This is a genomic window from Ramlibacter tataouinensis (genome assembly GCF_027941915.1).
GTDB lineage: Bacteria > Pseudomonadota > Gammaproteobacteria > Burkholderiales > Burkholderiaceae_C > Ramlibacter > Ramlibacter tataouinensis_C.
In genome coordinates this window covers 2,235,147-2,259,240 of the sequence record NZ_CP116009.1, presented here as the reverse complement: position 1 = coordinate 2,259,240, position 24,094 = coordinate 2,235,147, and the positions used below count along the sequence as shown (strand labels likewise).

Here is a 24,094-nt window from a genome sequence, read left to right as displayed (position 1 = left end):
AGGGAGGGTCCGTCCGGCGCCGGGACGGGAGCCACCCCTGCCTGCGCACGGCCGACCTACACTGCCGCGCGTGGCCAAAGACAAGACGACCTACAGCTGCACCGAATGCGGCGGCAGCACGCCCAAGTGGCAAGGCAAGTGCCCGCAGTGCGGCGCCTGGAACACCCTGATCGAGACCGTGGCCGAGACGCCGGCCGCCCAGCGCCATCGTTTCGCCTCGCTTGCGCCCACCTCGGCCGTGGCGACGCTGGCCGACATCGAGGCCGCCGAGGTGGCGCGCACGCCCACCGGCATCGGCGAGCTGGACCGGGTGCTCGGCGGCGGCATGGTCGAGGGTGGCGTGGTGCTGATCGGCGGCGACCCCGGCATCGGCAAGTCGACCCTGCTGCTGCAGGCGCTCGACGGGCTGCAGCGCGCCGGCGTGGCCACGCTCTACGTCACCGGCGAGGAGTCGGGCGCCCAGGTGGCGCTGCGCTCGCGCCGGCTCGGGCTGGACCGCTCGCAGGTGCAGGTGCTGGCCGAGATCCAGCTCGAGAAGATCCTGGGCGCGCTGGCCGCCAGCCAGCCGGCGGTGGCGGTGGTCGATTCGATCCAGACCGTGTACTCCGACCAGCTCACCTCGGCGCCCGGCTCGGTGGCGCAGGTGCGCGAATGCGCGGCCCACCTGACGCGCGCCGCCAAGGCCAGCGGCACGGCGATCGTGCTGGTCGGCCACGTGACCAAGGAAGGCGCCCTGGCTGGCCCGCGCGTGCTGGAGCACATGGTCGACACGGTGCTCTATTTCGAGGGCGACACGCACTCCAGCTTCCGGCTGGTGCGGGCGATCAAGAACCGCTTCGGCGCGGTCAACGAGATCGGGGTGTTCGCCATGACCGAGAAGGGCCTCAAGGGCGTGGCCAACCCGAGCGCCATCTTCCTGTCGCAGCACGCCGAGCCGGTGCCCGGCAGCTGCGTGCTGGTGACGCTGGAGGGCACCCGGCCGATGCTGGTGGAGGTGCAGGCGCTGGTCGACACCGGCGGCCCCAGCCCGCGCCGGCTGTCGGTCGGGCTCGAGCGCGACCGCCTGGCCATGCTGCTGGCGGTGCTGCACCGCCACGCCGGCGTCGCCTGCATGGACCAGGACGTGTTCGTCAACGCGGTCGGCGGCGTGCGCATCACCGAGCCGGCGGCCGACCTGGCAGTGATGCTGGCGATCACCTCGTCCCTGCGCGGCAAGCCGCTGCCCAAGGGCTTCATCGCGTTCGGCGAAGTCGGGCTGGCCGGCGAGGTGCGGCCCGCGCCGCGCGGCCAGGAGCGCCTGCGCGAAGCCGCCAAGCTGGGCTTCTCGGTGGCAGTGGTACCCAGGGCCAATGCGCCGAAGAAGGGCAGCCGCGAGATTGAGGGCCTGCTCATCCATCCGGTCGACCGGATCGAGGAAGCCATGGATGTGGTGCGCGGCCTGGCCTGAGGGTTACCGCTGGCGTGGCGCCGCTTCCATACTGTGGGCGGCAAGGAGAACGCCATGCAACTGATCGTTTCGGCCGGCGTGATCGCGCTGGTGGTGCTGTGGGGCCTGCTGGCGCCCGCCTCGCTCGACGCGGCCAGCGGGCGCGCGCTGGCCGTGATCACGCGCAACTTCGGCTGGTTCTACCTGTGGGTGGTGCTGGGGCTGGTGCTGCTGGCCGGGGTGCTGGCCTTCAGCCGCTTCGGCGACCTCAAGCTCGGCGCCGAGGACGACGAGCCGCAGTTCTCCGTCGCCGCCTGGTTTGCCATGCTGTTCGCCGCCGGCATGGGCATCGGCCTGGTGTTCTGGGGCGTGGCCGAGCCGCTGTCCCACTACGCCAGCCCGCCGCCGGGCGTCGCGCCCGGCACGCCGGAGGCCGCCAACATCGCCATGCGCTACGCGTTCTTCCACTGGGGGCTGCACCCCTGGGCGATCTACGGCGTGGTGGGGCTGTCGATGGCCTTCTTCCAGTTCCGCCGCGGCGGCAGCGCGCTGGTGAGCACGGCCACCGAGGCGCTGCCCTGGCGCATCGTCCAGCGCGCCTCGCCGCTGTTCAATGTGCTGGCGGTGGTGGCCACCGCCTTTGGCGTGGCGGCCTCGCTGGGCATGGGTGCCAGCCAGATCAACAGCGGCCTGAACGCCATCTTCGGGGTGCCGATCGGCCGCGTGGCGCAGGCCCTGATCATCGTCCTGACCACGGTGCTGTTCGTCGGCTCGGCGCTGAGCGGGGTGGAGCGCGGCATCAAGTGGCTGTCCGGCATCAACATGGTGCTGGCGGGCCTGCTGGCGCTGGCGGTGCTGCTGCTCGGGCCGGCGGTCGCCGTCATCGACACCTTCACCAACACGCTGGGCGCCTACCTCAGCGAGCTGGTGCGCATGAGCCTGCGCATGACGCCCTTCCGCGACAACTCCTGGGTGGGCGACTGGACCATCTTCTACTGGGCCTGGTGGATCTCCTGGTCGCCCTTCGTCGGGCTGTTCATCGCCCGCGTCTCGCGCGGCCGCACCATCCGCGAGTTCCTGATCGGCACGGTGCTGGCCCCGACGCTGGTCGGCTTCGCCTGGTTCTCGGTGTTCGGCGGCACGGCCCTGCACATGGAGATCTTCGACGGCGTGCCGCTGGCCGCCGCCGTCAAGGCCGACGTCTCCACCGCCATCTTCGCCATGTTCGACGCCATGCCCTTCGGCCTCGTGCTGTCGGTGGTGGCCACCGTGCTGGTGGCCATCTTCTTTGTCACCTCCGGCGACTCCGCCGTCCTGGTGCTGGGCATGATGAGCACCGGCGGCGATCCCGAACCGGGCTGGCGCGTCAAGCTGGTCTGGGGCGTGCTGATCTCGGCCATCGCCATGAGCCTGATGCTGGCCGGCGGCATCCAGGCGGTGCAGAACGCCACCATCGTGTTCGCCCTGCCGTTCGCCGCCGTGGTGGTGCTGATGGCGATCTCGGTCACGCTGGCGATCCGCCACGACTGGCACGAGGAGCGCCGCCACGAGCGCGAGTTGCAGCGCAAGGTGCGCCAGCTGCTCAAGCCCTGAGGCCGGGACCGGCAGCCGGACGGCCGCGGAATGGTCGAAGGCGGCCGACCGGCGCGGCCGTTCCGTCGGGGTGGCCGGCGGCCCGCGACAATCGCGGCATGAACTGGCAACGCATTCTCGTTCCCCTCGCCGGCGCCGCCCTGGTGGCGTTCGCCTATCGCAGTTTCGGCTGGTCCGGCGTGGCCCTGGTGGCGGGCGGCATCGTGATGTGGATGCTGCTGCACTTCACCCGGCTGACCCAGGTGCTCAAGCGCGCGGCCGACCAGCCGATCGGCTACGTCGGCAGCGCCGTCATGCTCAATTCCCGGCTGCGGGCCAACCTGACGCTGCTGCACGTGGTCGGGCTGGCGCGGGCGCTGGGCGAGCAGCTCTCGCCGAAGGAGCAGCAGCCCGAGGTGTTCCGCTGGACCGACAACTCCGGCTCGCGCGTGACCTGCGAGTTCGAGCAGGGCAAGCTGGCCCGCTGGCAGCTGGAGCGGCCGCCGGCCGAGGCGCAGGAGCCAGGGCAGGCGCCCCGGTAAAATGACCGGTTTGCTTCCCAGCCCAAGGACACAGACATGACCGTAGTACCCTCCATGGCCGACCGCGACGGCAAGATCTGGATGGACGGCGAGCTGGTGGACTGGCGCGACGCCAAGATCCACGTGCTCACCCACACGCTGCACTACGGCTGCGGCGCGTTCGAGGGGGTCCGGGCCTACAACACGGTCAACGGCACCGCCATCTTCCGCCTGGCCGAGCACACCGACCGCCTGTTCAACAGCGCCAAGATCCTGCGCATGCAGCTGCCCTTCACCAAGGAGCAGGTGAACGAGGCGCAAAAGCAGGTGGTGCGCGCCAACCAGCTGGAGAGCTGCTACATCCGGCCGCTGACCTGGATCGGCTCGCAGAAGCTGGGCGTCTCGCCCAAGGGCAACAAGATCCACCTGATGGTGGCGGCCTGGGCCTGGGGCGCCTACCTGGGCGAGGAGGGCATGCAGCGCGGCATCCGCGTCAAGACCTCCAGCTACACCCGCCACCACGTCAACATCACCATGACGCAGGCCAAGGCGGTCAGCAACTACAGCAACTCGATCCTGGCCAACATGGAGGCGCTGGACGACGGCTACGACGAGGCCCTGCTGCTGGACAGCGCCGGCTTCGTCAGCGAAGGCGCCGGCGAGAACGTGTTCGTGGTCAAGGACGGCGTGGTCTACACGCCCGACCTGTCGGCCGGCGCGCTCAACGGCATCACGCGCAACACGGTGCTGCACATCTGCAAGGACCTCGGCATCGAGCTGGTGCAAAAGCGCATCACGCGCGACGAGATCTACATCGCCGAGGAGGCCTTCTTCACCGGCACCGCCGCCGAAGTCACGCCGATCCGCGAACTGGACCGGGTGCAGATCGGCGCCGGCAGCCGCGGGCCCGTGACCGAGAAGATCCAGAACGCGTTCTTCGACATCGTCAACGGCCGCAATCCCAAGTACGCCCACTGGCTGACCAAGGTATGAGCACCCCGGCCCAGAAGCAAACGGTGGTCGAGCTGCGCGCGGCCGACCTCAACGGCAACGGCGGCATCTTCTGCCCCAGCCCCCAGGCCGGCATGAAGCTGTGGAACAACCATCCGCGCATCTTCCTGGACATCGCCCACACCGGCGAGGCCAAGTGCGCGTATTGCGGCACGGTGTACAAGCTCAAGGACGGCGAGCAGGTGGGAGGACATTGACCCACCCCCGAAGCGGCCTCCCGGCCGCTCACCCTCAAGGGGCGCCATCAGCGGCCCGGCAAAGCCGGTTCCGCGATGGCACGGGAACGGGGCTGACCGGCACTGGCGTCGCACCGAGCGCGGCAATCCCCATGAATTCCCTGGTCATCGCCCCGCAATGGATCGGCGACGCGGTGATGACCGAGCCGCTGCTGCGGCGGCTGAACGCGCGCGGTGAGCGCCTGGCGGTCGGCGCGGTGCCCTGGGTGGCGCCGGTCTACCGCGCCATGCCGCAGGTCGACGAAGTCGTCGAGCTGCCCTTCCAGCACGGCGGCCTGCAATGGGCCGCGCGGCGCCGGCTCGGGCGCGAGCTGCGGGGGCGCTTCGATAGCGCCTACGTGCTGCCGAACTCCTTCAAGAGCGCGCTGCTGCCGCTGCTGGCCGGCGTCCCGCGCCGCGTCGGCTACCTGGGCGAGTCGCGCTACGGGGTGCTGACCCAGCGCCTGCCCAACCCCCGGGGCAAGCCGCCGATGGTGGCCTTCTATTCGGCCCTGAGCGGCGAGCGCGACGGACTGGAGGCCGATCGCCCGCAGCTGCATGTGCCGGAAAGCGCCATCGCTGAATCACTGGGCGCACAAGGCGTGGCGCGCGGCGGCTATGTGGTGTTCGCGCCGGGTGCCGAGTTCGGGCCTTCCAAGCGCTGGCCCGCAGAGCACTACGCCGCATTGGCCGCCGGCCTGGGCCGCCCGGTGCTGCTGCTCGGCTCCGGCAAGGACGCGCCGGTGTGCGAAGAGATCGTGGCCGGTGCGCCGGGCCACTGCCGCAACCTGGCCGGCAGGACCTCGCTGATGCAGGCCTTCGCCCTCATCGCCGGCGCCGGCGCCATGGTCAGCAACGATTCCGGCCTGATGCACGTGGCCGCCGCCTTCGGCGTGCCGCAGGTGGCGCTGTTCGGGTCGTCCAGCCCGCTGCACACGCCGCCGCTGAACGAGCGTGCCCAGGTGGTCTGGCTGAAGAACGATCCGGCTTACCAGCCGCCGCTCGACTGCGCGCCGTGCTTTGCGCGCGAATGTCCGCTGGGGCACCACCGCTGCCTGCGCGACATCGCGCCGGCCCGGGTGGCGGGGCTGCTGCAGGCGCACTGAACGCGCGCTACGGCGCGCGCTTCTTCCGCGCCCCGGAAGCAACCGGTGGCGCCTGCGGCGGATCCGGCCGCTTCAGCACCCCGTTGAGCAACAGCCCGATCGCCTGGTCCGCGATCTGTTCGGGCGTCAGCTCGCCGTCCTCGCGATACCAGCGGCCGATCCAGCTCAGGGCGCCGGCCAGCACGAAGGCCGCCAGCTTGGGATCGCAGTCGACGATCGCGCCCTCGCGGATGCACTCCTGCAGCAGCCGGCGGAACTCCAGGTCGATGCCGGCCTTGAGCCGGCGCAGCTCCTTGCGCAGCGGCGCCGGCAGCGGGTCCTCGCCGATGCGGATCACGCACTTGCCGAACTCCTGCGTGACGATCAGCGCATAGACGCGCATGCAGGCCACCAGCTGGTCGGGCGCGCGACCGCCGGCCTTGCGCACGGCCTGGATCTCACGCTGCATCAGCCCCAGCGCCGTGCGCACGCATTCGAGCAGGATGTCGTCCTTGCTGCGCACGTAGTAGTACAGCGTCGGCTTGGTCACGTGCAGCTGCTGCGCGATGTCGTCCAGCGAGGTGGCGTGGAAGCCCTTCTCGTTGAACAGGCGGGCGGCCGCCTGCAGCACCGCCTCGTGCTTGCGCTGGCGCTGCTGCGCCCGCTGCGCGGGCGTGGACCACGGGGACTCGGGCGCCGGCGCAGGCGCCGCGGTCGCGGGCGTGGTTCGGGAGCGGGTGTTCATCGTCTGCTGGGGTAACCACCGATGACCGGTGCGGCGGCCCGGCCAAGAATGGAACGCAAGTTACCCACGAGTAGCCGTTTTACGTATCAGTAAGTTCCCTGCCTTGCAGCCCACTCCCCGCGTTTCTTCCGCCGAGCCGCAGCCCCCGGTGCTGCAGGTGGATTCGGTCACCCTGGCCTTCGGCGGCGTCAAGGCGCTGACCGGCGTGAGCTTCGCCGTGCAGCCCGGCACCATCACGGCGGTGATCGGGCCCAACGGGGCCGGCAAGACCTCGCTGTTCAACACCATCTCGGGCTTCTACCGGCCCTCCGCCGGGCGCGTGCTGTTCGAGGGCCAGGACATCAGCCGGGTGCGGGCGCCGCAGCGCGCGCGCCTGGGGCTGGCGCGCAGCTTCCAGAACATCGCGCTGTTTCGCGGCATGACAGTGCTGGACAACATCAAGCTCGGGCGCCACGCGCACCTGAAGACCAACGTGCTCGACGCGCTGCTCTATGTCGGCCGGGCCCGCCGCGAGGAGGCCGAGCTGCGCCGCGAGATCGAGGAGCGCATCATCGACTTCCTCGAGATCGACCACATCCGGCACGCGCCGGTGGCCGCGTTGCCCTACGGCCTGCAAAAGCGCGTTGAGATGGCGCGCGCCCTGGCCATGCAGCCCAAGGTGCTGATGCTCGACGAGCCGGTGGCCGGCATGAACCGCGAGGAAACCGAGGACATGGCGCGCTTCATCCTCGACGTGCGGCGCGAGTGGGGCATCACCGTGCTGATGGTGGAGCACGACATGGGCATGGTGATGGACCTGTCCGACCACGTGGTGGTGCTCAACTTCGGCCAGGTGATCGCGCAGGGCCGGCCGGCGCAGGTGCAGGCCGACCCCGAGGTAATCCGCGCCTACCTCGGTGCCGGCGACGTCCAGGTCCTGCGGCGCAAGCTGCACGGCGAGCCGCAGCCGATGGCGGAGGCGGCCTGATGGATTGGGGCTACCTGTTCGAGATCGCGCTGACCGGCGTGGCCGGTGGCGGCCTCTATGCCCTGGCGGCGCTGGCCTTCGTGCTGGTCTACAAGGGCACCCGGGTGGTGAACATTGCCATCGGCGAGGTGCTGATGATCGGCGCCTACCTGTTCTTCGCCTTCGCCGCCACGTTCTCGCTGCCGCTGTGGCTGGCGGTCCCTGGCGCGGTGTTGGGCTGCGGCCTGCTGGGGGCGATCATCGAGCGCACCATGATCCGCCCGCTGCTGGGCGAGCCGCCGATCTCCGCCTTCATGGTCACCGTCGGCCTGGCGTCCATCCTGGTCGGCGTGGTGGAGATCATCTGGTCGGCGGACCAGCGCCGCCTGCCGGAATTCCTGCCGAACACGCCGGTGGTGATCGGCGACGCCTTCCTGGCGCCCAAGGTGGCCTACGGCTCGCTGGTGGCGGTGGTGTTCATCGCCGCGGTGCTGCTGCTGTTCCGCTTCTGGCGCGGCGGCGTGGCGCTGCGCGCGACCGCCTCCGACCAGGGCGCGGCCTACATGATGGGCATCAACGTGCCGCGCGTGTTCTCGCTGGCCTGGGTCGCCTCCGGGATGATCGCCGCCGTCGCCGGCATCGTGGTCGGTGCGATCGGCGGCATCTCCTCGGCCATGGGCGTGTTCGGCCTGTCGGTGCTGGTGGTGGTGATCGTCGGCGGCCTGGACAGCGTGCTGGGCGCGCTGGTCGGCGGCGTCTTCATCGGCCTGGTCGAAGCCCTGGCCGGCGCCTTCCTGGGCGCCGAGTACAAGCTGCTGGCCACCTTCATCGTGCTCGTCGTGGTGCTGATGATCCGCCCCTACGGGCTGTTCGGCACCCGCGAGATCGAACGCCTCTAGAAACCCCGCGATGCGCATCGGCACCCTCAAGGAAAGCTACGTCGCGGACGCTGCGCTGTTCGACTCGGTCACGCAGAAGGCGTGGCTGGGAGTGGGCGCCGCGCTGCTGCTGCTGTTCCCGTTCGTCGCCAACGACTACTGGCTGTACCTGGCCTGCCTGGTGGCGATCAACGTGGCCAGCGCCACCGGCCTGAACATTCTGACCGGCTACACCGGCCTGGTCAGCCTGGGCCAGGCGGCGTTCATGGGGCTGGGCGCCTACACGGTGGCGATCCTGGAGATCCACACCGGCTCGCCGTTCGCGGTCAACCTGCTGGCCGGCGGCGGGGTCGCCATGCTGGGCGGGCTGATCGTCGGCATCCCGTCGCTGCGCGTGAAGGGCCTGTACCTGGCCATCGCCACCATCGCCGCCTCGTTCATCGCCCACTTCCTGTTCGCCAACCTGTCTTTCACCGGCGGCACCGGCGGGCTGTCGATGCCGCCCGCCAGCCTGTTCGGGTTGCCGCTGGACACCTCGTTCCGGCTGTACTGGCTGATCCTGCCGGTCACCATCGCCATGCTGTGGGGCGCGGCCAACCTGTTCCGCACCCGGGTGGGCCGCGCCTTCATTGCCATCCGTGACCGCGACATCTCGGCCGAGGTGCTGGGCATCCCGCTGCTGCGCTACAAGCTGCTGTCGTTCGGCCTGTCGTCCTTCTATGCCGGCGTGGCCGGCGGCCTGTGGGCCTACTTCTTCCGGGTGGTGACGCCCGAGAGCTTCCCGCTGCTGATGTCGATCTTCTTCCTGGCCGCCATCATCGTCGGCGGCATGGGGACCATCCTGGGCGGCATCCTGGGCGCGGTCTTCATGACCATGGTGCCGGAGGTGCTCAAGCTGGTGTTCGACCTGCTGCCCGGCGGCACCGCGATGACGGTGTTCCTGTCGCCGGTGCGCACCGTCATCTTCGGCCTGCTGATCGTGGGCTTCCTGGTATTCGAGCCGCATGGGCTCGCCGAAGTGTGGCGGCGCATCCGCCGCTATTTCCACCTGTGGCCGTTCCGTCACTGACCCCTAGGAGACAAGCATGAAGAAGGCATCCCCCTCGTTGACCCGGCGCAGCCTGGTGCTGGCCACGGGCGCCGCGCTGGCCGCCCCGGCGCTGGTGCACGCGCAGGCCGAGGACATCGTCATCGGCGGCTCGATCCCGATGACCGGCGTGTTCGCGTTCGCCGGCGTGGGCATCAACGCCGGCATCACCGACTACGTGAAGATGGTCAACGACGCCGGCGGCATCAAGGGCCGCAAGATCCGCTACGTGCCCGAGGACACCGCCTACAAGGTCGATGTGTCGGTGGCGGCGTTCAAGAAGATCACCAGCCAGAACAAGGTCAACCTGTACTACGGCGACTCCACCGGCTTTGCCAAGACCATCAACCCCGAGCTGGACCGCAACGCCAACATCCTGATGGCCGGGGCCTCCTTCGCCACCGAGCTGAACGACCCCAAGAAGTACCCGAACCAGTTCCTGGTCGGCCCCGACTACACCGAGATGTTCGGCATCCTGCTGCGACACATCGCCAAGGAGAAGCCGGGCGCCAAGGTGGCCTTCGTCTATTCCGACTCCGAGTTCGGCCGCGACCCGATCGACGAAAGCGAGGCGCTGGCCAAGAAGCTGGGCCTGTCGGTGGCGGCCAAGATCATGACGCCGCCGGGCAGCGTGGACGTGTCCACCGAGGTGATCAAGCTGCGCCGCGCCGCGCCCGACTACACCATCTTCCACGGCTACATCCTGGCGCCCATCCCCGAGTTCATCCAGCAGGGCAAGCAGCAGGGCATGACCAGCAAGTGGATGGGCACCTTCTGGACGATGGACAGCTCCACCGTCATGAAGATGGGCGAGGCGGGCGACGGCTTCATGGGCGTGATGCCGTTCCGCTACTACTACGACACCTCGGCCAAGGCGCCGATGCTGGACAAGATCCGCGCCATGCGCCCGGAATACCAGAGCACGGCCTACATGCAGGGCTTCCTGACTGCCATGCTGTTTACCGAGGCGGCCAAGCGCACGCTCGACGCCGGCAAGGCGCTGAACGGCGCCAACCTGAAGGCCGCGCTGAACTCCATCAAGGACTTCGACACCGGCGGCATCATCGGCGTGCCGGTCACCATCAGCGGCAACTCCATCCCGGTGGGCCGCGTCTACCGCGCCGACATGAAGGCGCAGAAGATGGTGCCCGCCTCCGACTGGATCAAGCTGAACTGAAGAAGCGGTGGCGATGCAGCAGCGGTCAGCGGCGGTGGACACCGTCCTCGACGTCAACAACATCGAGGTGGTCTACAACAAGGTCGTGCAGGTGTTGCGCGGCCTGTCGCTGGCCGTGCCGCGCGGCCAGATCGTCGCCCTGCTGGGCAGCAACGGGGCCGGCAAGTCCACCACGCTGAAGGCGATCTGCGGCCTGCTGCCGCTGGAAGACGGCGAGCTGCAGGCCGGCGCCATCACCTTCGACGGTGCGCCCACCGACCGCAGCGCGCCGCAGCAGCTGGTGCGGCGCGGCCTGGCCCACGTGATGGAAGGCCGCCGCGTGTTCGAAGACCTGTCGGTCGAGGAGAACCTGGTGGTGGCCACCTACGCGCTCACCGGCCGCAAGCCGGCGCCGCGCGACTTCGACGCCGTCTACAGCTACTTCCCGCGCCTGCACGAGCGCCGCAAGGGCCTGGCCGGATATCTGTCGGGCGGCGAGCAGCAGATGCTGGCGATCGGCCGCGCGCTGGTGGGCGACCCCCAGCTGATCCTGCTGGACGAGCCGTCGCTCGGCCTGTCGCCGCTGCTGGTGGAGGAGATCTTCACCATCATCGCCCGCATCAACCGCGAGCGCGGCGTCTCCATGCTGCTGGTGGAGCAGAACGCCAGCCTGGCGCTGGCGGTGGCGCACGCCGGCTACATCATGGAAAGCGGCAAGATCGTGATCGACGGCCCCGCCGAGCGGCTCGCGGCCGACCCGGACGTGCGCGAGTTCTACCTGGGCATGGGCGGCGGCGGGCAGGCCAAGAGCTTCCGCGAGTTGAAGCACTACAAGCGCCGCAAACGATGGCTGTCCTGAACTGCCTCGCATGAATGCATACGTGAATCCCCTGCCGGAGAAGACCCTGCCGCAGATGCTGCGCGAGCAGGCGCAGCGCCAGCCCGACCGGGTGGCGGTGCGGCAGAAGGACTTCGGCATCTGGCACCCGCTGACCTGGACCGCCTACTACCGGCGGGCCGGCCACTTCGGGCTCGGCCTCGCCTCGCTCGGCCTGCACCAGGGCTCGCACCTGGGGGTGCTGTCGGAGAACCGCGCCGAGTGGGTGCTGGCGCAGATGGGCGCCGGCCTGATCGGCGCCGTGACCGTCGGCGTCTATCCGACCAGCCCCAGCAACGAGGTGGCCTACGTGGTCGGCCATGCCGACTGCGAGGCCGTGGTCTGCGAGGACCAGGAGCAGGTCGACAAGCTGCTCGACGCGATCGGGCAGCTGCCGCGCCTGCGCTGGATCGTCATGGTCGAGACCAAGGGGCTGGCGAGTTACGGCCCCGAGGAGCGGGCCCGCATCAAGACCTTCGCCGAGATCGAGGCCGCCGGCGCCGCCATGGCCGCCAGCGAGGGCCACGGCCGCATCGACGTCGCGCTGGCCGCGCAGACGCTGGACGACATCGGGCTGATGATCTACACGTCCGGTTCCACCGGCGCGCCCAAGGGCGCCATGATCTCCTGGCGCAACATCCGCGGCGTGGTGCCCGGCATCGTGCAGCGGCTGCGGCTGCACGCCGGCACCAGCCACCTGTCGTACCTGCCGCTGTGCCACGTGGCCGAGCAGATGCTGACCACCTTCGTGCCGCTGTACCTGGGCTCGCAGGTGAACTTCGGCGAATCGATCCGCACCGTGCAGGAAGACCTGCGGGAGGTCGCGCCCAGCATGTTCCTGGGTGTGCCGCGCATCTGGGAGAAGCTGCACGCCGCCATCAGCATCAAGATGCAGGAGGCGGGCTCGCTCCAGCAGGCGCTGTACCGGCGGGCTCTGGCGGCCGCCGCGCCGATGGCGGAGAAGCCCCGGGGGCAATGGAGCCTGGGCGAGCGGCTGCGCTTTGCCTTCGCCTACTGGACCGTGCTGCGCGCGCTGCAGAACTTCATCGGGCTGCGCCGGGCCGAGGTGGCGCTGACCGGCGCTGCGCCCATTCCGCCGGACGTGGTGCGCTTCTTCCGCACGCTGGGCGTGCCGCTGGTGGAGGTGTATGGCCTGACCGAATCGACCGGCATGGTGCTGGGCCAGGACCTGGACGAGGTGCGCATCGGCACCGTGGGCCGCGCCACCGAAGGCGTGGAAGTCCGGCTGGGCGCACAGGACGAGCTGCTGCTGCGCGGCGACGTGGTGTTCGCCGGCTACTACAAGAACCCCGAGGCCACGGCGCAGTCGATCCGCGACGGCTGGCTGCACACCGGCGACGTGGTGGAGCAGGGCGCCGATGGCCAGCTGCGCATCGTCGACCGCCTGAAGGACATCATGATCACCGCCGGCGGCAAGAACCTGACGCCCTCGGAGATCGAGAACACCATGAAGGCCAGCCCCTTCATCAAGGAGTGCATCGTGGTGGCCGAGGCGCGCAAGTTCGTCTCGGCGCTGATCCAGATCGACTACGAGACGGTGGGCAAGTGGGCCGAGGCGCAGCGCCTGGCCTTCACCCATTTCCGCTCGCTGGTGGAGCTGGAGCCGGTGCGCCAGCTGGTGCAGGCCGAGATCGACAAGGGCAACGCCCGGCTGGCCAACGTGTCCCAGGTGCGGCGCTTCCACCTGCTGACCAAGGAGCTGGACCACGACGACGGCGAAGTCACCGCCACCATGAAGGTGCGGCGCTCCAGCATCTACAAGGTGTACGCGGGGGAGATCGAGCAGCTGTACGCGTGAGCGGAAGGCTGCATCGCGAAGCGGGAAACGCGACGATACGCGCCAGTCGCCTTCACTGCGCTTGAGTTGCTCAACCTGCCCAGGCGTGCGAGCATGCTTGTCCATGTTCGCGTGGTTGCGCGAGTTGCCTCGATGTCGTGACGGCCGTGGCTAACCATCGCTTCACTCGAGGTTGGAAGGAGCGATTCGAGATGGAAGCAATCTGGTTGAAGCTCTACCCAGCCGGGATTCCAGCCGAGGTGGATGTGCATGAGTTCGCCTCGCTCAGGGACATGTTGCTGCACAGCTGCCAGCGCTTCGGCGACCTGCCCGCTTACAGCAACATGGGCGCATCGATGAGCTATGCCGAGCTCGACCGCTCGAGCCGCGACTTCGCCGCCTACCTGCAGGGGACGTTGGGCCTGCGCAAAGGCGACCGGGTGGCAATCATGATGCCGAACCTGCTGCAGTATCCGGTGGCGCTGTTCGCCGTGCTGCGCGCCGGCCTGGTGGTCGTCAACGTCAATCCGCAGTACACCGTGCCCGAGTTGGAGCATCAGCTCAAGGACTCAGGCGCGAGCGCCATCGTGGTGCTGGAAAATTTTGCCCACACGCTGCAGCAAGCGCTGGAGAGAAACCCGACCCTGAACCTGGCCGTGATCACGACAGAGGTCGGTGACATGTTTCCGGTGGTCAAGGAACTGCTCACCAACGTGGTGGTGAAGTACGTGAGGCACATGGTGCCCGCATGGAAGATCGCCGGCGCGACCGGGTTCAACGACGGATTGCGCGCCGGCCGGGGGCGGCACCTGGAGGAGGTGCCTCTGAATCGCGATGACATGGCCTTCCTCCAGTACACCGGTGGCACGACCGGCGTGGCCAAGGGCGCCGTGCTCACGCACGGGAACCTGGTCGCGAACGTGCTGCAGATGACGGCGTGGATGGCGCGCGACCTGGTGGACGGCAAGGAGGTGCTCGTCTGCCCGCTGCCGCTCTACCACGTGTACGCGCTGACTTCCTGTCTCGTGCTGATGAACATGGGCGCACACACCGTGCTGGTGACCAACCCAAGAGACATGAAGGCCTTCATCCACGACCTCAAGAGGTATCCCTTCACGATCATCATCGGCGTCAACACGCTGTACCGGGCGCTGCTCGATGCGGCGGAGTTTGCCGAGGTCGACACGCGCGCCCTCAAGCTCAGCAGCGCGGGGGGCATGGCGGTGCAGCGCACGGTGGCCGAACGCTGGAAACAGCGCACCGGCGCGGCCATCGTCGAAGGGTATGGGCTGACGGAAACGTCGCCGGTCGTGATGGCCAGCCCGATCGACATTGCGGAGTGGACCGGAACGATCGGACTGCCGATTCCCTCCACACAGGCGGCCATCCTCGACGATGAAGGCCGCGAGCTCGCGCCCGGCGAGGTCGGCGAGATCTGCGTGCGCGGCCCGCAGGTCATGCCACGCTACTGGAACCGCCCGGACGAGACGAACAAGGTCTTCACGCACGACGGCTGGCTGCGCACCGGCGACATGGGGTCGGTGGACGAGCGCGGGTACTTCAGGATCACGGACCGCAAGAAGGACATGATCGTCGTCTCCGGATTCAAGGTCTTCCCCAACCAGATCGAGGATGCGGTGGCGCTGCACCCGGGCGTGGCCGAGGTGGCGGCCATCGGGGAGCCCGACGAGCGCTCGGGCGAGGTCGTGAAGATTGTCGTCGTGAGGAAGGATCCGGCACTGACCGAGCAGGCTCTGCTCGAGCATTGCCGCCAGTACCTCACCGGCTACAAGATGCCGAAGATCGTCGAGTTCCGCAGCGAGCCGCTGCCGAAGTCGAACATCGGCAAGATTCTTCGGCGCGAGTTGCGCCATCCCGCGGCAGCGGCAAATGCGCCGTTGTCGGCGATCGCATCTGCCTAGGGCAAGCGCTGGCGGCGAAGATGGCGGGGAGCTATCGCCCGCGCCGCATCACCCTGCGCGATGGTCGCGAGGTGACGTTGCGTCCGGTCGTGGAGGCCGATGCGACGGAGATCGTCCAGGCCTTCGACCGCCTGTCGGCCTCATCTCGCTACAGCCGGTTCATGATGCACAAAGAACGGCTCGACGACGCTGCCCTCCAACGCGGAGTGCATCCGCGGCCCGGGCATGACTTCGTGTTCGTCGCCACGATACCCGCGGCCGACAGCATCGACATCGTGGGTGCCGCGCAGTACGTGCAGGCGGGCGAACCCGGTGACAAGGTTTGCGAGTTCGCGGTCACTGTGGCCGAGGACTGGCGCAGGAGCGGACTGGCAACCAAGTTGCTGGCCAGCCTGGTGCGCCGGGCACGACGCGATGGCTACGAGATGATGGAGGGTTGGGTGATCGCCGAGAACATCGCGATGCTTGCGCTTGCCCGAAAGCTCAAGTTCAAGACCGAGCCCGTGCCGGGGGACTCCACGGTGTTGCGAGTGCTGCGGGCGCTCCATGGCTGGCGCAAGAGGGGCAACGAGCAGAGTGACGCTCCCTCCGTTGCCCCCAGGGATCGGGGAAGACGATTTCCGAAGGCGCCAGCCCATCTAACAGTTCCGGCGAAGGTTTGAGCGCGATTCTTCGCGAAAGCGCCTGAGCTGTCCACGCCGGCCAGGTGTGGTATGCATTCGCTCAGGCGCGCGAAGACGACTCTGAAAGCACCGTCCGGATTGCCGTCGTCATCTGCGATGGCCCAGGTCGATCCCTGGCTTTCTTGCTGGCGCGGTGTTAAGTAGTTAACTTGCGCCGTTGCTTCGTGCTTGCACACTGATCCGGAATTTCAGTGTGAAAGGCGCAATGTGACGGTATACGTACTCGCACAGCTCAAGTTCAAGGACCGTGCGGCCTATGACCGCTATCAAGCGGCATTCGGCGGAGTGTTCGGTGCGTTCGAAGGCGCCGTCCTGTCCGCGGACACCCGACCCAAGGTGCTCGAGGGCCATTGGGAAGGCGACAAGGTCGTTCTTCTTTCCTTTCCTGACGAAGCCGCCTGGCGGGCCTGGGCCGAGTCGCCCGGCTACCAGGACATCTCGCGCGATCGGGTGGCCGGGGCGGACTGCACCGTCCTCTTGCTCAAGGGGGTCGGCGCGTGACCCGGCAAGTCCTCCGGCTCGGCAAGCCCTGGGAGAAGACGGTGCGCTTCTCGCTCGGAGTGGTGACCGACGGCCGCCTGCTTCACACCGCCGGCATCACGGCTCGTGATCCACATGGTGAGGTGGTCGGCGTCGGCGACATCCGCGCGCAGACAGCGCAGTGTTTTTCGAACCTCAACGAGATCATCGTGGCCGCGGGCGCGCAGTTGGAAGACGTCGTGAAGTACACGATCTTCACCACGGACATCGAGCGATTCCACACCGAAACGCTGGCGCTGCGAGCCCCGTTCTTCTGCGGCAACCCGGCGGCCACCCTGGTCGAGGTCAGCCGCCTGATCGATCCAAGGATGCTGGTGGAGATCGAGGCCATCGTCCGGATAGGAGACACGGAGGCTTCGTCATGAACATCGTGGCGGATGCCGAACATCATGTGCACGGGGAGATCGATCAGCTTCTCTCCGCCTGCACGCGGTGTGGCAAGTGCGTGGATGTGTGCCCGGTTGTTCCCTACGGCGCGGCCAGCGGCGCCGACTCGCGCGCAGTGGTGGCCGACGTCTTGCAGCTGCTGGGCGAGAACCGCGCAAGCGGGGCGGCGGCCTCCGCCTGGATGCACGGCTGCAACGGCTGCGGCGACTGCATAGAGGCGTGTCCCGAAGGCGTGAACCCCCGCAAGATGCTGATGCTGGCCAACATGCGCGATGCGGCCATTGAAAGCCGCACGCCGCAGCTCTTTCGGCGCATGGCGCGGTCCATCAAGCTCATGATCGCCATGCAGCTGCTTCCCCAGGACTACGCGCGGCTTTTCACGCCGTCACGGCCGCGCAAGACCGACCTGGTGTTCTACACGGGCTGCAATGCGCTGCGCACGCCCAACCTGATGTTCAACACCTTGTACATCCTGGACGCGCTGGAGCTTGACTACGAGGTGGTCGGCGGCCCTTCGTCCTGCTGTGGGGTCATCGCCTCCAAGTGGGAAGGGGAACTGCCGGTGGGCGGCCGCGTGACCGCCCACACGCTCAAGCGGTTCGGGGATTTCGAGGCCGAGAAGGTGTTGAACTGGTGCCCTACCTGCGACTTGCACCTGAATGAAACGATGGCGGGCTTCCGGCCCCGCGGGTATGACTTCGACCACGTCACGGCCTATCTGCTGGAGCGCGCCGATGAACTGCGCAGGCGCTTCGTGCGCGGCATCCCCCGGCGCGTGGTGCTTCACGCCCACCACGGCATGCCGGAAGTCGGGCGCAACGTCGAGGCGCTGCTGCGATCGATTCCGGACCTGCAGGTCGTGGAGACGGTGCTCGAGTCCTCGTACACCTGCGGCGGTTCGGGCTGTTCGCGTTCGCCGCAGCTGCAGGCCGTCGAACACGCCCACCTGCTCGATCGGGTGCGCGCCACCCGGGCCGATGCCCTGGTCACGCTCTACCACGGCTGTCACATGGCCTTCATCGGCCACGAGAAGCCGGGCGGGTTCGAGGTCGTCAACTTCACGGACCTGCTGGCCGAGGCGCTGGGCCAACCTCCTCGCCCCGACCGCCTGAAGCAACTGCGCCACCTGGAGGACTGGAAACTGATCGTTCGCGAAGCCCAGCCCTGGTTGCTGCGAAATGGCGTGCGGGTCGACAGCGACTGGCTCGAGCGTTACGGCGCCGAGATCTTCTCCGTGGCCGAATTTCGTGGCGGGCTGGATTGCCTCGCCTCCGAAGCGCCCCCAGGGCGGACACCCGACGCAATCCAGAATCCATCCATCCCGAAAGGCTCCGCATGAAACCGGTTTCGCATTCCAGACGCGTCTTCGTCATGACCGCAGCGGCGGCACTCGCTGCGGGACCGCTCGCCGCGCAGGAGGGTTTTCCTTCGAGGCCCGTGCGCATCGTGGTGCCCTTCACGGCCGGTGGCCCTACCGACGTGCTGGCGCGCATGCTGGCCGAGCGCCTTGCCGTGATATGGAAGCAGCCGGTGGTGGTGGAGAACAAGGCGGGCGGCGGCTCGACCATCGGCACCAACATCGTGGCGAAGGCAGCGCCGGACGGGCTCACCATCGGCATGGTCGTCATGGCGCACGTGGTCAACCCGGCCATCCGCAGCGACATGCCCTACGACACCCTCAACGACCTGGCGGCCGTGAGCCAGATCACCTCGTCCGCCTGCGTGCTGGTGGCGCACCCTTCGCTTCCTGCCAACAACGTGCAGGAACTGATTGCTCTCGCCAAGGCCAAGCCGGGCACCCTCAGCTACGCGACCCCGGGAATTGGAACGCTCAACCACGTCTCGGGCGCGCTCCTGAACCAGTTGGCCGGCATCGACCTGCTGCACGTGCCGTACGGCGGCAGCGCGGCAGCCCATTCCGATGTCCTGAGCGGCCGCGTGCCCCTGTTGTTCGACGTCTGGGCGCCCGTCAAGGAATACGTCCGCAGCGGCAAGCTCAAGGTCCTGGGCGTCACCCTGAAGAACCGGCTGGCCAGCGACCCGGGCTACCCGGCCATCGCCGAAACCATCCCCCACTTCGAAGTGGTTTCGGCATTCGGGCTGGTCACCTCCAGCAAGGTGCCGCGGGCCATCATCGACAGGATCGGCGCCGATGTGGCGAGCGTTGTCAGGGATCCGGCATTCGCGGCCAAGGTGCGCGACTTCGGCATGGACCCGGTGGGCAGCACGCCCCAGGAGTACGACCGGTTCATCCGCGCCGAGGTGGCCCGCTGGTCGCGCGTGGTCAAGGACGCCAACATCCGGATGCAGTGAGGCGACGATGAGTGCAGCCACCACCGAGCGCGTCACTTCGGTGCGCCACTGGAACGATACGCTGTTCAGCTTCACCACGACACGGCCGTCCAGCCTGAGGTTTCGCAGCGGCCACTTCCTGATGCTGGGGCTGATGGTGGACCAGCGGCCCGTGCTGCGGGCCTACAGCATCGCCAGCCCCAGCTTCGCAGAGGAACTCGAGTTCTTCAGCATCAAGGTCGCCGATGGCCAGCTGACCTCCAGGCTCCAGCACCTGCGCGAAGGCGACGAGGTGCTGGTGGGTCGCAAGCCGGTGGGCACCCTGGTGCTCGACGATCTGCGGCCTGGACGAAACCTCTACCTGCTGGCCACGGGCACCGGGCTTGCGCCGTTCATGAGCATCGTGCGCGACCTGGAGGCCTACGAGCGGTTCGAGCGGGTGATCCTGGTGCACGGGGTGCGCTACGTCAGCGAACTGGCGTATGCCGACGAACTGCAGTCACGCCTGCCGCAAGACGAGTACCTGGGCCCCCTGGTCCAACGCAGCCTGCTCTACTACCCCACCTGCACGCGCGAGCCGTTTCGAGTGACCGGTCGGATCCCTGAGTTGATGCGCTCCGGCAAGCTCACGCAGGATCTCGGCCTGCCCGCCCTTTCCCCGGCCAGCGACCGCTTCATGGTCTGCGGCAACCCCGCGGCGCTCACGGACATCCGCGCCGAGCTCGATGGCCGCGGATTCAAGGTCTCGCCCGGAGCCGGCCAGGCCGGCGACTACGTGTTCGAGCGCGCTTTTGTCGAGAGGTAAGGGGGTTTTGCCTTGAGCTATGTCGTGACCGAGGCTTGCATCCGCTGCAAATACACCGACTGCGTGGCCATATGCCCCGTGGATGCCTTCCGCGAGGGGCAGACCATGCTGGTGATCGATCCCGAGACCTGCATCGACTGCGGCGTGTGCGAACCCCAATGCCCGGTCGGCGCCATCGCTTTCGACATGCAGGCCGATCCCCATTGGCGCGAACTCAATCGAACCTACTCCCGGACCTGGCCTGCCATCCGTTCGCCCCGGCCGCCTCCGGCCGACGCTGGGGCGTTCCGCTCGCTGTCGGGGAAGTACGACCGGTACTTCGACGGCACACCGGCCAGCTGAGGCGGGTGGCAGATGAATCGCACGTCCGACCCCAAATGGACCCGCGCGCTCGAGGGCCTGAGCCACGACGAAGCGGAGTCCATCCACAGGCTGATGCGCGTGAAGTCGTTCGCCCCGCGTGCGCCGGTTTTCGGCCAGGGGGAGCCAAGCGATTCCCTTGTGGTGGTGCGCAACGGCCGCGTTCGCTTGTACCTCACCTCGCCCGAGGGTGAAGAGTTCACCATGAGCATCCTGACCAGCGGCAGCATCCTGGGGCTGGCGGCCGTGGTGCTGCGAACGCCGCGCATCCTGTCGGTGGAAGCCGTGGGCGCCGTCGACGCCTCGATCCTTCCTGCCACGCACTTCCAGGAGTGTCTGCGCAGCATCCCGCGCTTCGCGCACAACATCACGCAGCTGCTGGCGGTTCTTGCCGTGGAGACGATCGAGCGCAGTGCGCCGCTCGTGCTGGATTCCGCCACGCTGCGGCTCGGTCGCATCCTGGCCGCCTTGTCCGTGACCTCGGCTGACGGGCGGCACCTGGTGCAGGAACTGACGCATGAAGACCTGGCCAAGATGATCGGCGCCACGCGCACATGGGTCAGCCTCACCCTTGCGGAGTTCGAGCGCAAGGGCCTGATCCTGAAGCAGCCTGGAACGATCGTCCTGCTCGACCGGGCGGCACTCGCGGGCGACGGTCGCCCGGAAAGGACCTAAGGAGGACCCCCCATGAAACTGGCCACCTATCGTGATGGCAGTCGCGATGGCCAACTCGTCCTGGTGAGCCGCGACCTCGATCGCGCAACGCTCGTCACGGACATGGCGCACACGCTGCAGGACGCCCTGGACCGCTGGGATGACCTGGAGCCCTTGCTGCGCCAGCGCTGGCGGCAGCTCGAAGCCGGGAAGATCGCAGGGGCGTTTCCGTTCCAACCCCGGATGTGCATGGCGCCGTTGCCGCGTGCCTACCAATGGGTCGACGGATCCGCCTACCTGAACCATGTGGCCCTGGTACGGCGTGCCCGGGGTGCGGCCATGCCACCGGAGCTGCTTCACGACCCCCTGATGTACCAGGGCGGCAGCGACAGCATGGTGGGGGCGTGCGATGACATCGCGTGCGGAAATGAAGAATGGGGCATCGATTTCGAGGCCGAGGTCGCCGTCATCACCGGCGACGTTCCTGCCGGGATATCGGCGCAGGAGGCGCTTGCGGCGGTGAAGCTGGTCATGGTCGTGAACGATGTGTCGCTGCGCAACCTGATTCCCTCCGAGCTCGCCAAAGGCTTCGGCTTCCTGCAGAGCAAGCCATCCTCCTCGTTCTCACCGGTGGCGGTCACGCCTGACGAACTGGGTGTGGCATGGGATGGAGGGCGGCTGCACATGCAAATGGCCACGTTCAGGAATGCCGCTCAGGTCGGCCGACTTGACTGCGGCGACGGCATGCACTTTTCGTTCGGCCAGTTGATCGCCCATCTCTGCCGAACGCGGCCAGCTGGCGCGGGCACCATCGTGGGAGGCGGCACGGTCTCGAACGAAAGCGCTGCAAATGGTTATGGATGCATCGCCGAGCAACGTACACGCGAGACGCTGGAAGGCGGTGCGCCGAAGACTCCCTACCTGCGGCACGGTGAAACCGTGCGAATCGAGGTGCGTGACAAGGATGGCCGCAATGTGTTCGGGACGATCGATCAGAAGGTTGTTGCCATGCCCATTCGAGCGTGCAGCTGAGCGCGCCCGCCAGATGTCCGCTCCCCGCACAAGCGGCCTGCATCATCCGGTTTCCAAATCCCCCGCAGCCGATCGGCGCCGCGTTCGGGCACCGGGCACCGGACAGCTACGCCGGCAACCTGAGCACGAAACACGCCCCACCGCCTTCGCGCCCCTCGCAGTGCACCGTCCCGTGGTGCCGCCCCGCGATCGACCGCACCAGCGCCAGCCCCAGCCCGACCCCACCGTCGCGCTCGCTCGCGCCCGGCAGCCGGTAGAACGGCTCGAAGATCCGCTCGCACTGGTCGGGCGGCACGCCCGGCCCCCGGTCGCACACGCGCAGCACGGCGTGGCTGCCTTCGCGGCGCACCTCGACTTCCACCGGGCCGGGGCTGTAGCGGCGGGCGTTCTCCAGCAGGTTGCGGATCGCACGGCGCAGCAGGCGCGGCACGCCGTTGACCGTGACGTCGCCGCCGTCCGCTTGCGCCGACAGCTCGGCGCCGGTCTGGGCGCATTCCTCGGCGGCCAGGCCGGTCAGGTCGACCGGCTCGAAGGTGCCGACATCGGTCTCGCGCGCATCCAGCCGGCTGGACAGCAGGATCTCGTCGATCAACTGGTCCAGCTCGCCCAGGTTGCGCACGATCTCCTGCCGCTGCCCGGGCGTCGGCGGCCCATCCATCAGTTCCATCCCCATGCGGATGCGCGCCAGCGGCGAGCGCAGCTCGTGCGAGGCGTTGGCCAGCAGCGACTTGTGGCTCTTGACCAAAGTCTCGACGCGCTCGGCGGCATGGTTGAAGCGGCGCGCCAGGAAGGCCACCTCGTCGCTGCCGCTCTCGTCCGCGCGCGCCGACAGGTCGCCTTCGCCCCAGCGCTCGACGCCGCGGCGCACGTTCTCCAGCCGCAGCGTGAGCCGCCGGATGACCGGGTAGCTGCCCAGCACCACCGCCAGGGCCACCACGCCCAGCAGCCAGAACAGCCCCGACGGGCTGCGCGGCAGGAACGGGCGCAGGCCCGCCGGGCCTTCGCCTGCGCGGCGCTGGCGCGGCGGCACCTGCACGGTGATCTCGCGGCCGTCCTTGAGCACGACCTCGCCTTCGAACGTGCTCGGCCCCGTGCCCTGCGACGGCACGCGGCGCAGCCCGCCCTGGCCGATCACCTCGCCGGCGGCATCGCGGATCACGATCTCGCGCGCCGGCGTCGACTGCTCGGATCGCACCGCGTCCCGGTACGCCTCCCACAGCGCGCCGAACACCACGGTGAGGACGGCCACCGCGGCGATGACGGCGAGCCAGATGCGCAGGTAAAGGGGCAGGCGCAGGTTCACGAGCGGGGGGTCAGTCCTGTTGTTTGGCGAAGACGTAGCCCACGCCACGCACCGTGAGGATGCGCTTGGGATTCTTCACGTCGGCTTCGATGGCGGCGCGGATGCGGCCCATGTGCACGTCGATCGAGCGGTCGAAGGCTTCCAGCTCGCGCCCGCGCACCGCTTCCATGATCTGGTCGCGCGTGAGCACGCGGCCGGCGCGGTCGGCCAGCGCCACCAGCAGGTCGAACTGGTAGGAGGTCAGCTCGCGGTGTTCGCCGGCGATGGTGACGCTGCGGGCGTCGCGGTCGATCTCCAGCGAGCCGAACTGCATGCGGCGCGCCGCCGGCGGCGCCGCGGTCTCGCTGCGCCGCCGCAGCACGGCGCGGATGCGCGCCAGCAGCTCGCGCGGCTCGAACGGTTTGGGCAGGTAGTCGTCGGCGCCGATCTCCAGGCCGACGATGCGGTCCATCGGGTCGCCCTTGGCGGTGAGCATCAGGATCGGCACGCGCGCCGCCTCGCTGGGCATCGCGCGGATGCGCCGGCACACTTCCAGGCCATCGAGGTCGGGCAGCATCAGGTCCAGGATCACCAGGTCGGGCAGGCGGCCGTTGGCCGGTTCGTGCAGGAGCGCCAGGCCGCCCTTGGCGTCCAGCGCCTGCGTCACGCCGAAGCCGGATCGCTCCAGGTATTCGCCCACCATCTGCGCCAGCCGCGCATCGTCTTCGATCATCAGGAGTTGCTGCATGGGGCAGATGGTAGTCAGGCGCAAGCGGTTGGGGTCGAGCATCGCCACAGCGCCGCACGCGGTCTTGTCGCA

The 24,094-nt window shown here is 68.4% G+C and carries 25 protein-coding genes; 22 read left to right on the top strand and 3 right to left on the bottom strand.

Annotated elements, in window-relative coordinates:
* Positions 1-70: 70 nt before the first annotated feature.
* The 6 genes from radA to waaF all read left to right on the top strand — a co-directional run bounded on the left by radA (position 71) and on the right by waaF (position 5,851).
* Complete coding sequence (radA, locus tag PE066_RS10600) at positions 71-1,447, top strand: DNA repair protein RadA (protein ID WP_271232509.1); 1,377 nt, start codon at positions 71-73, stop codon at positions 1,445-1,447.
* 54 nt (positions 1,448-1,501) lie between these two features.
* Entirely contained in the window at positions 1,502-3,019 is a 1,518-nt protein-coding gene (locus tag PE066_RS10595; RefSeq protein WP_271232508.1) for a BCCT family transporter, read from the top strand.
* A gap of 98 nt (positions 3,020-3,117) precedes the next feature.
* A complete protein-coding gene (locus PE066_RS10590; RefSeq protein WP_271232507.1) occupies positions 3,118-3,540 on the top strand; it encodes a glycerate kinase in 423 nt (140 codons plus the stop codon).
* A gap of 36 nt (positions 3,541-3,576) precedes the next feature.
* Positions 3,577-4,512: a branched-chain amino acid transaminase gene (locus PE066_RS10585; RefSeq protein ID WP_271232506.1), complete on the top strand. Its 936-nt coding sequence runs from the start codon at positions 3,577-3,579 to the stop codon at positions 4,510-4,512.
* Positions 4,509-4,727: a zinc-finger domain-containing protein gene (locus PE066_RS10580; protein ID WP_271232505.1), complete on the top strand. Its 219-nt coding sequence runs from the start codon at positions 4,509-4,511 to the stop codon at positions 4,725-4,727. The genes PE066_RS10585 and PE066_RS10580 overlap by 4 nt, the downstream gene beginning before the upstream one ends.
* Before the next feature lie 125 nt (positions 4,728-4,852).
* Entirely contained in the window at positions 4,853-5,851 is a 999-nt protein-coding gene (gene waaF / locus PE066_RS10575) for a lipopolysaccharide heptosyltransferase II (RefSeq protein ID WP_440480601.1), read from the top strand.
* A 7-nt stretch (positions 5,852-5,858) separates the two neighbouring features.
* On the opposite strand, the gene PE066_RS10570 is transcribed toward waaF, so the two are convergent.
* Complete coding sequence (locus PE066_RS10570) at positions 5,859-6,575, bottom strand: TetR/AcrR family transcriptional regulator (RefSeq protein ID WP_271232503.1); 717 nt, start codon at positions 6,573-6,575, stop codon at positions 5,859-5,861.
* A gap of 103 nt (positions 6,576-6,678) precedes the next feature.
* Here PE066_RS10570 and PE066_RS10565 point away from each other — a divergent pair, with 103 nt between their 5' ends.
* From PE066_RS10565 to PE066_RS10490, 16 genes are all read left to right on the top strand, one after another.
* Entirely contained in the window at positions 6,679-7,542 is an 864-nt protein-coding gene (locus PE066_RS10565; protein ID WP_271232502.1) for an ABC transporter ATP-binding protein, read from the top strand.
* Positions 7,542-8,420 (top strand): branched-chain amino acid ABC transporter permease, encoded by an 879-nt coding sequence (locus PE066_RS10560; protein ID WP_271232501.1) that lies wholly within the window; start codon positions 7,542-7,544, stop codon positions 8,418-8,420. The genes PE066_RS10565 and PE066_RS10560 overlap by 1 nt, the downstream gene beginning before the upstream one ends.
* A gap of 10 nt (positions 8,421-8,430) precedes the next feature.
* On the top strand, positions 8,431-9,468 hold the full coding sequence (locus PE066_RS10555) for a branched-chain amino acid ABC transporter permease (protein ID WP_271232500.1): 1,038 nt from the start codon (positions 8,431-8,433) through the stop codon (positions 9,466-9,468).
* A 16-nt stretch (positions 9,469-9,484) separates the two neighbouring features.
* Positions 9,485-10,663, top strand: a complete 1,179-nt coding sequence (locus tag PE066_RS10550; protein ID WP_271232499.1) for an ABC transporter substrate-binding protein — start codon at positions 9,485-9,487, stop codon at positions 10,661-10,663.
* Positions 10,664-10,676: 13 nt separating this feature from the next.
* A complete protein-coding gene (locus tag PE066_RS10545; protein WP_271232498.1) occupies positions 10,677-11,501 on the top strand; it encodes an ABC transporter ATP-binding protein in 825 nt (274 codons plus the stop codon).
* A 10-nt stretch (positions 11,502-11,511) separates the two neighbouring features.
* Positions 11,512-13,338 (top strand): AMP-dependent synthetase/ligase, encoded by a 1,827-nt coding sequence (locus PE066_RS10540; protein WP_271232497.1) that lies wholly within the window; start codon positions 11,512-11,514, stop codon positions 13,336-13,338.
* 191 nt (positions 13,339-13,529) lie between these two features.
* Positions 13,530-15,239: an AMP-binding protein gene (locus tag PE066_RS10535; protein WP_271232496.1), complete on the top strand. Its 1,710-nt coding sequence runs from the start codon at positions 13,530-13,532 to the stop codon at positions 15,237-15,239.
* A 20-nt stretch (positions 15,240-15,259) separates the two neighbouring features.
* Complete coding sequence (locus PE066_RS10530; protein WP_271232495.1) at positions 15,260-15,901, top strand: GNAT family N-acetyltransferase; 642 nt, start codon at positions 15,260-15,262, stop codon at positions 15,899-15,901.
* A gap of 189 nt (positions 15,902-16,090) precedes the next feature.
* Positions 16,091-16,423 carry a DUF1330 domain-containing protein gene (locus PE066_RS10525; protein ID WP_271232494.1) on the top strand — a complete coding sequence of 111 codons (333 nt, stop codon included), beginning with the start codon at positions 16,091-16,093 and terminating at the stop codon, positions 16,421-16,423.
* Positions 16,420-16,827, top strand: a complete 408-nt coding sequence (locus PE066_RS10520; protein WP_271232493.1) for a Rid family hydrolase — start codon at positions 16,420-16,422, stop codon at positions 16,825-16,827. Before PE066_RS10525 ends, PE066_RS10520 begins: the two co-directional genes overlap by 4 nt.
* Positions 16,824-18,188 (top strand): (Fe-S)-binding protein, encoded by a 1,365-nt coding sequence (locus tag PE066_RS10515; protein ID WP_271232492.1) that lies wholly within the window; start codon positions 16,824-16,826, stop codon positions 18,186-18,188. The genes PE066_RS10520 and PE066_RS10515 overlap by 4 nt, the downstream gene beginning before the upstream one ends.
* 98 nt (positions 18,189-18,286) lie before the next feature.
* Positions 18,287-19,162, top strand: a complete 876-nt coding sequence (locus PE066_RS10510; RefSeq protein ID WP_271232491.1) for a tripartite tricarboxylate transporter substrate binding protein — start codon at positions 18,287-18,289, stop codon at positions 19,160-19,162.
* A 7-nt stretch (positions 19,163-19,169) separates the two neighbouring features.
* Positions 19,170-19,946, top strand: coding sequence for a ferredoxin--NADP reductase (locus tag PE066_RS10505; RefSeq protein WP_271232490.1), 777 nt, complete (start codon positions 19,170-19,172; stop codon positions 19,944-19,946).
* Positions 19,947-19,958: 12 nt separating this feature from the next.
* A complete protein-coding gene (fdxA, locus tag PE066_RS10500) occupies positions 19,959-20,288 on the top strand; it encodes a ferredoxin FdxA (protein WP_271232489.1) in 330 nt (109 codons plus the stop codon).
* A gap of 12 nt (positions 20,289-20,300) precedes the next feature.
* Positions 20,301-20,981 (top strand): Crp/Fnr family transcriptional regulator, encoded by a 681-nt coding sequence (locus PE066_RS10495; RefSeq protein ID WP_271232488.1) that lies wholly within the window; start codon positions 20,301-20,303, stop codon positions 20,979-20,981.
* A 12-nt stretch (positions 20,982-20,993) separates the two neighbouring features.
* Positions 20,994-21,992, top strand: coding sequence for a fumarylacetoacetate hydrolase family protein (locus PE066_RS10490; RefSeq protein WP_271232487.1), 999 nt, complete (start codon positions 20,994-20,996; stop codon positions 21,990-21,992).
* Positions 21,993-22,098: 106 nt separating this feature from the next.
* On the opposite strand, the gene PE066_RS10485 is transcribed toward PE066_RS10490, so the two are convergent.
* Complete coding sequence (locus tag PE066_RS10485) at positions 22,099-23,295, bottom strand: sensor histidine kinase (protein ID WP_271232486.1); 1,197 nt, start codon at positions 23,293-23,295, stop codon at positions 22,099-22,101.
* A 10-nt stretch (positions 23,296-23,305) separates the two neighbouring features.
* The gene (locus PE066_RS10480; protein ID WP_271232485.1) at positions 23,306-24,022 is read right to left on the bottom strand and encodes a response regulator; all 717 of its coding nucleotides are present in this window, start codon (positions 24,020-24,022) and stop codon (positions 23,306-23,308) included.
* Positions 24,023-24,094: the final 72 nt, after the last annotated feature.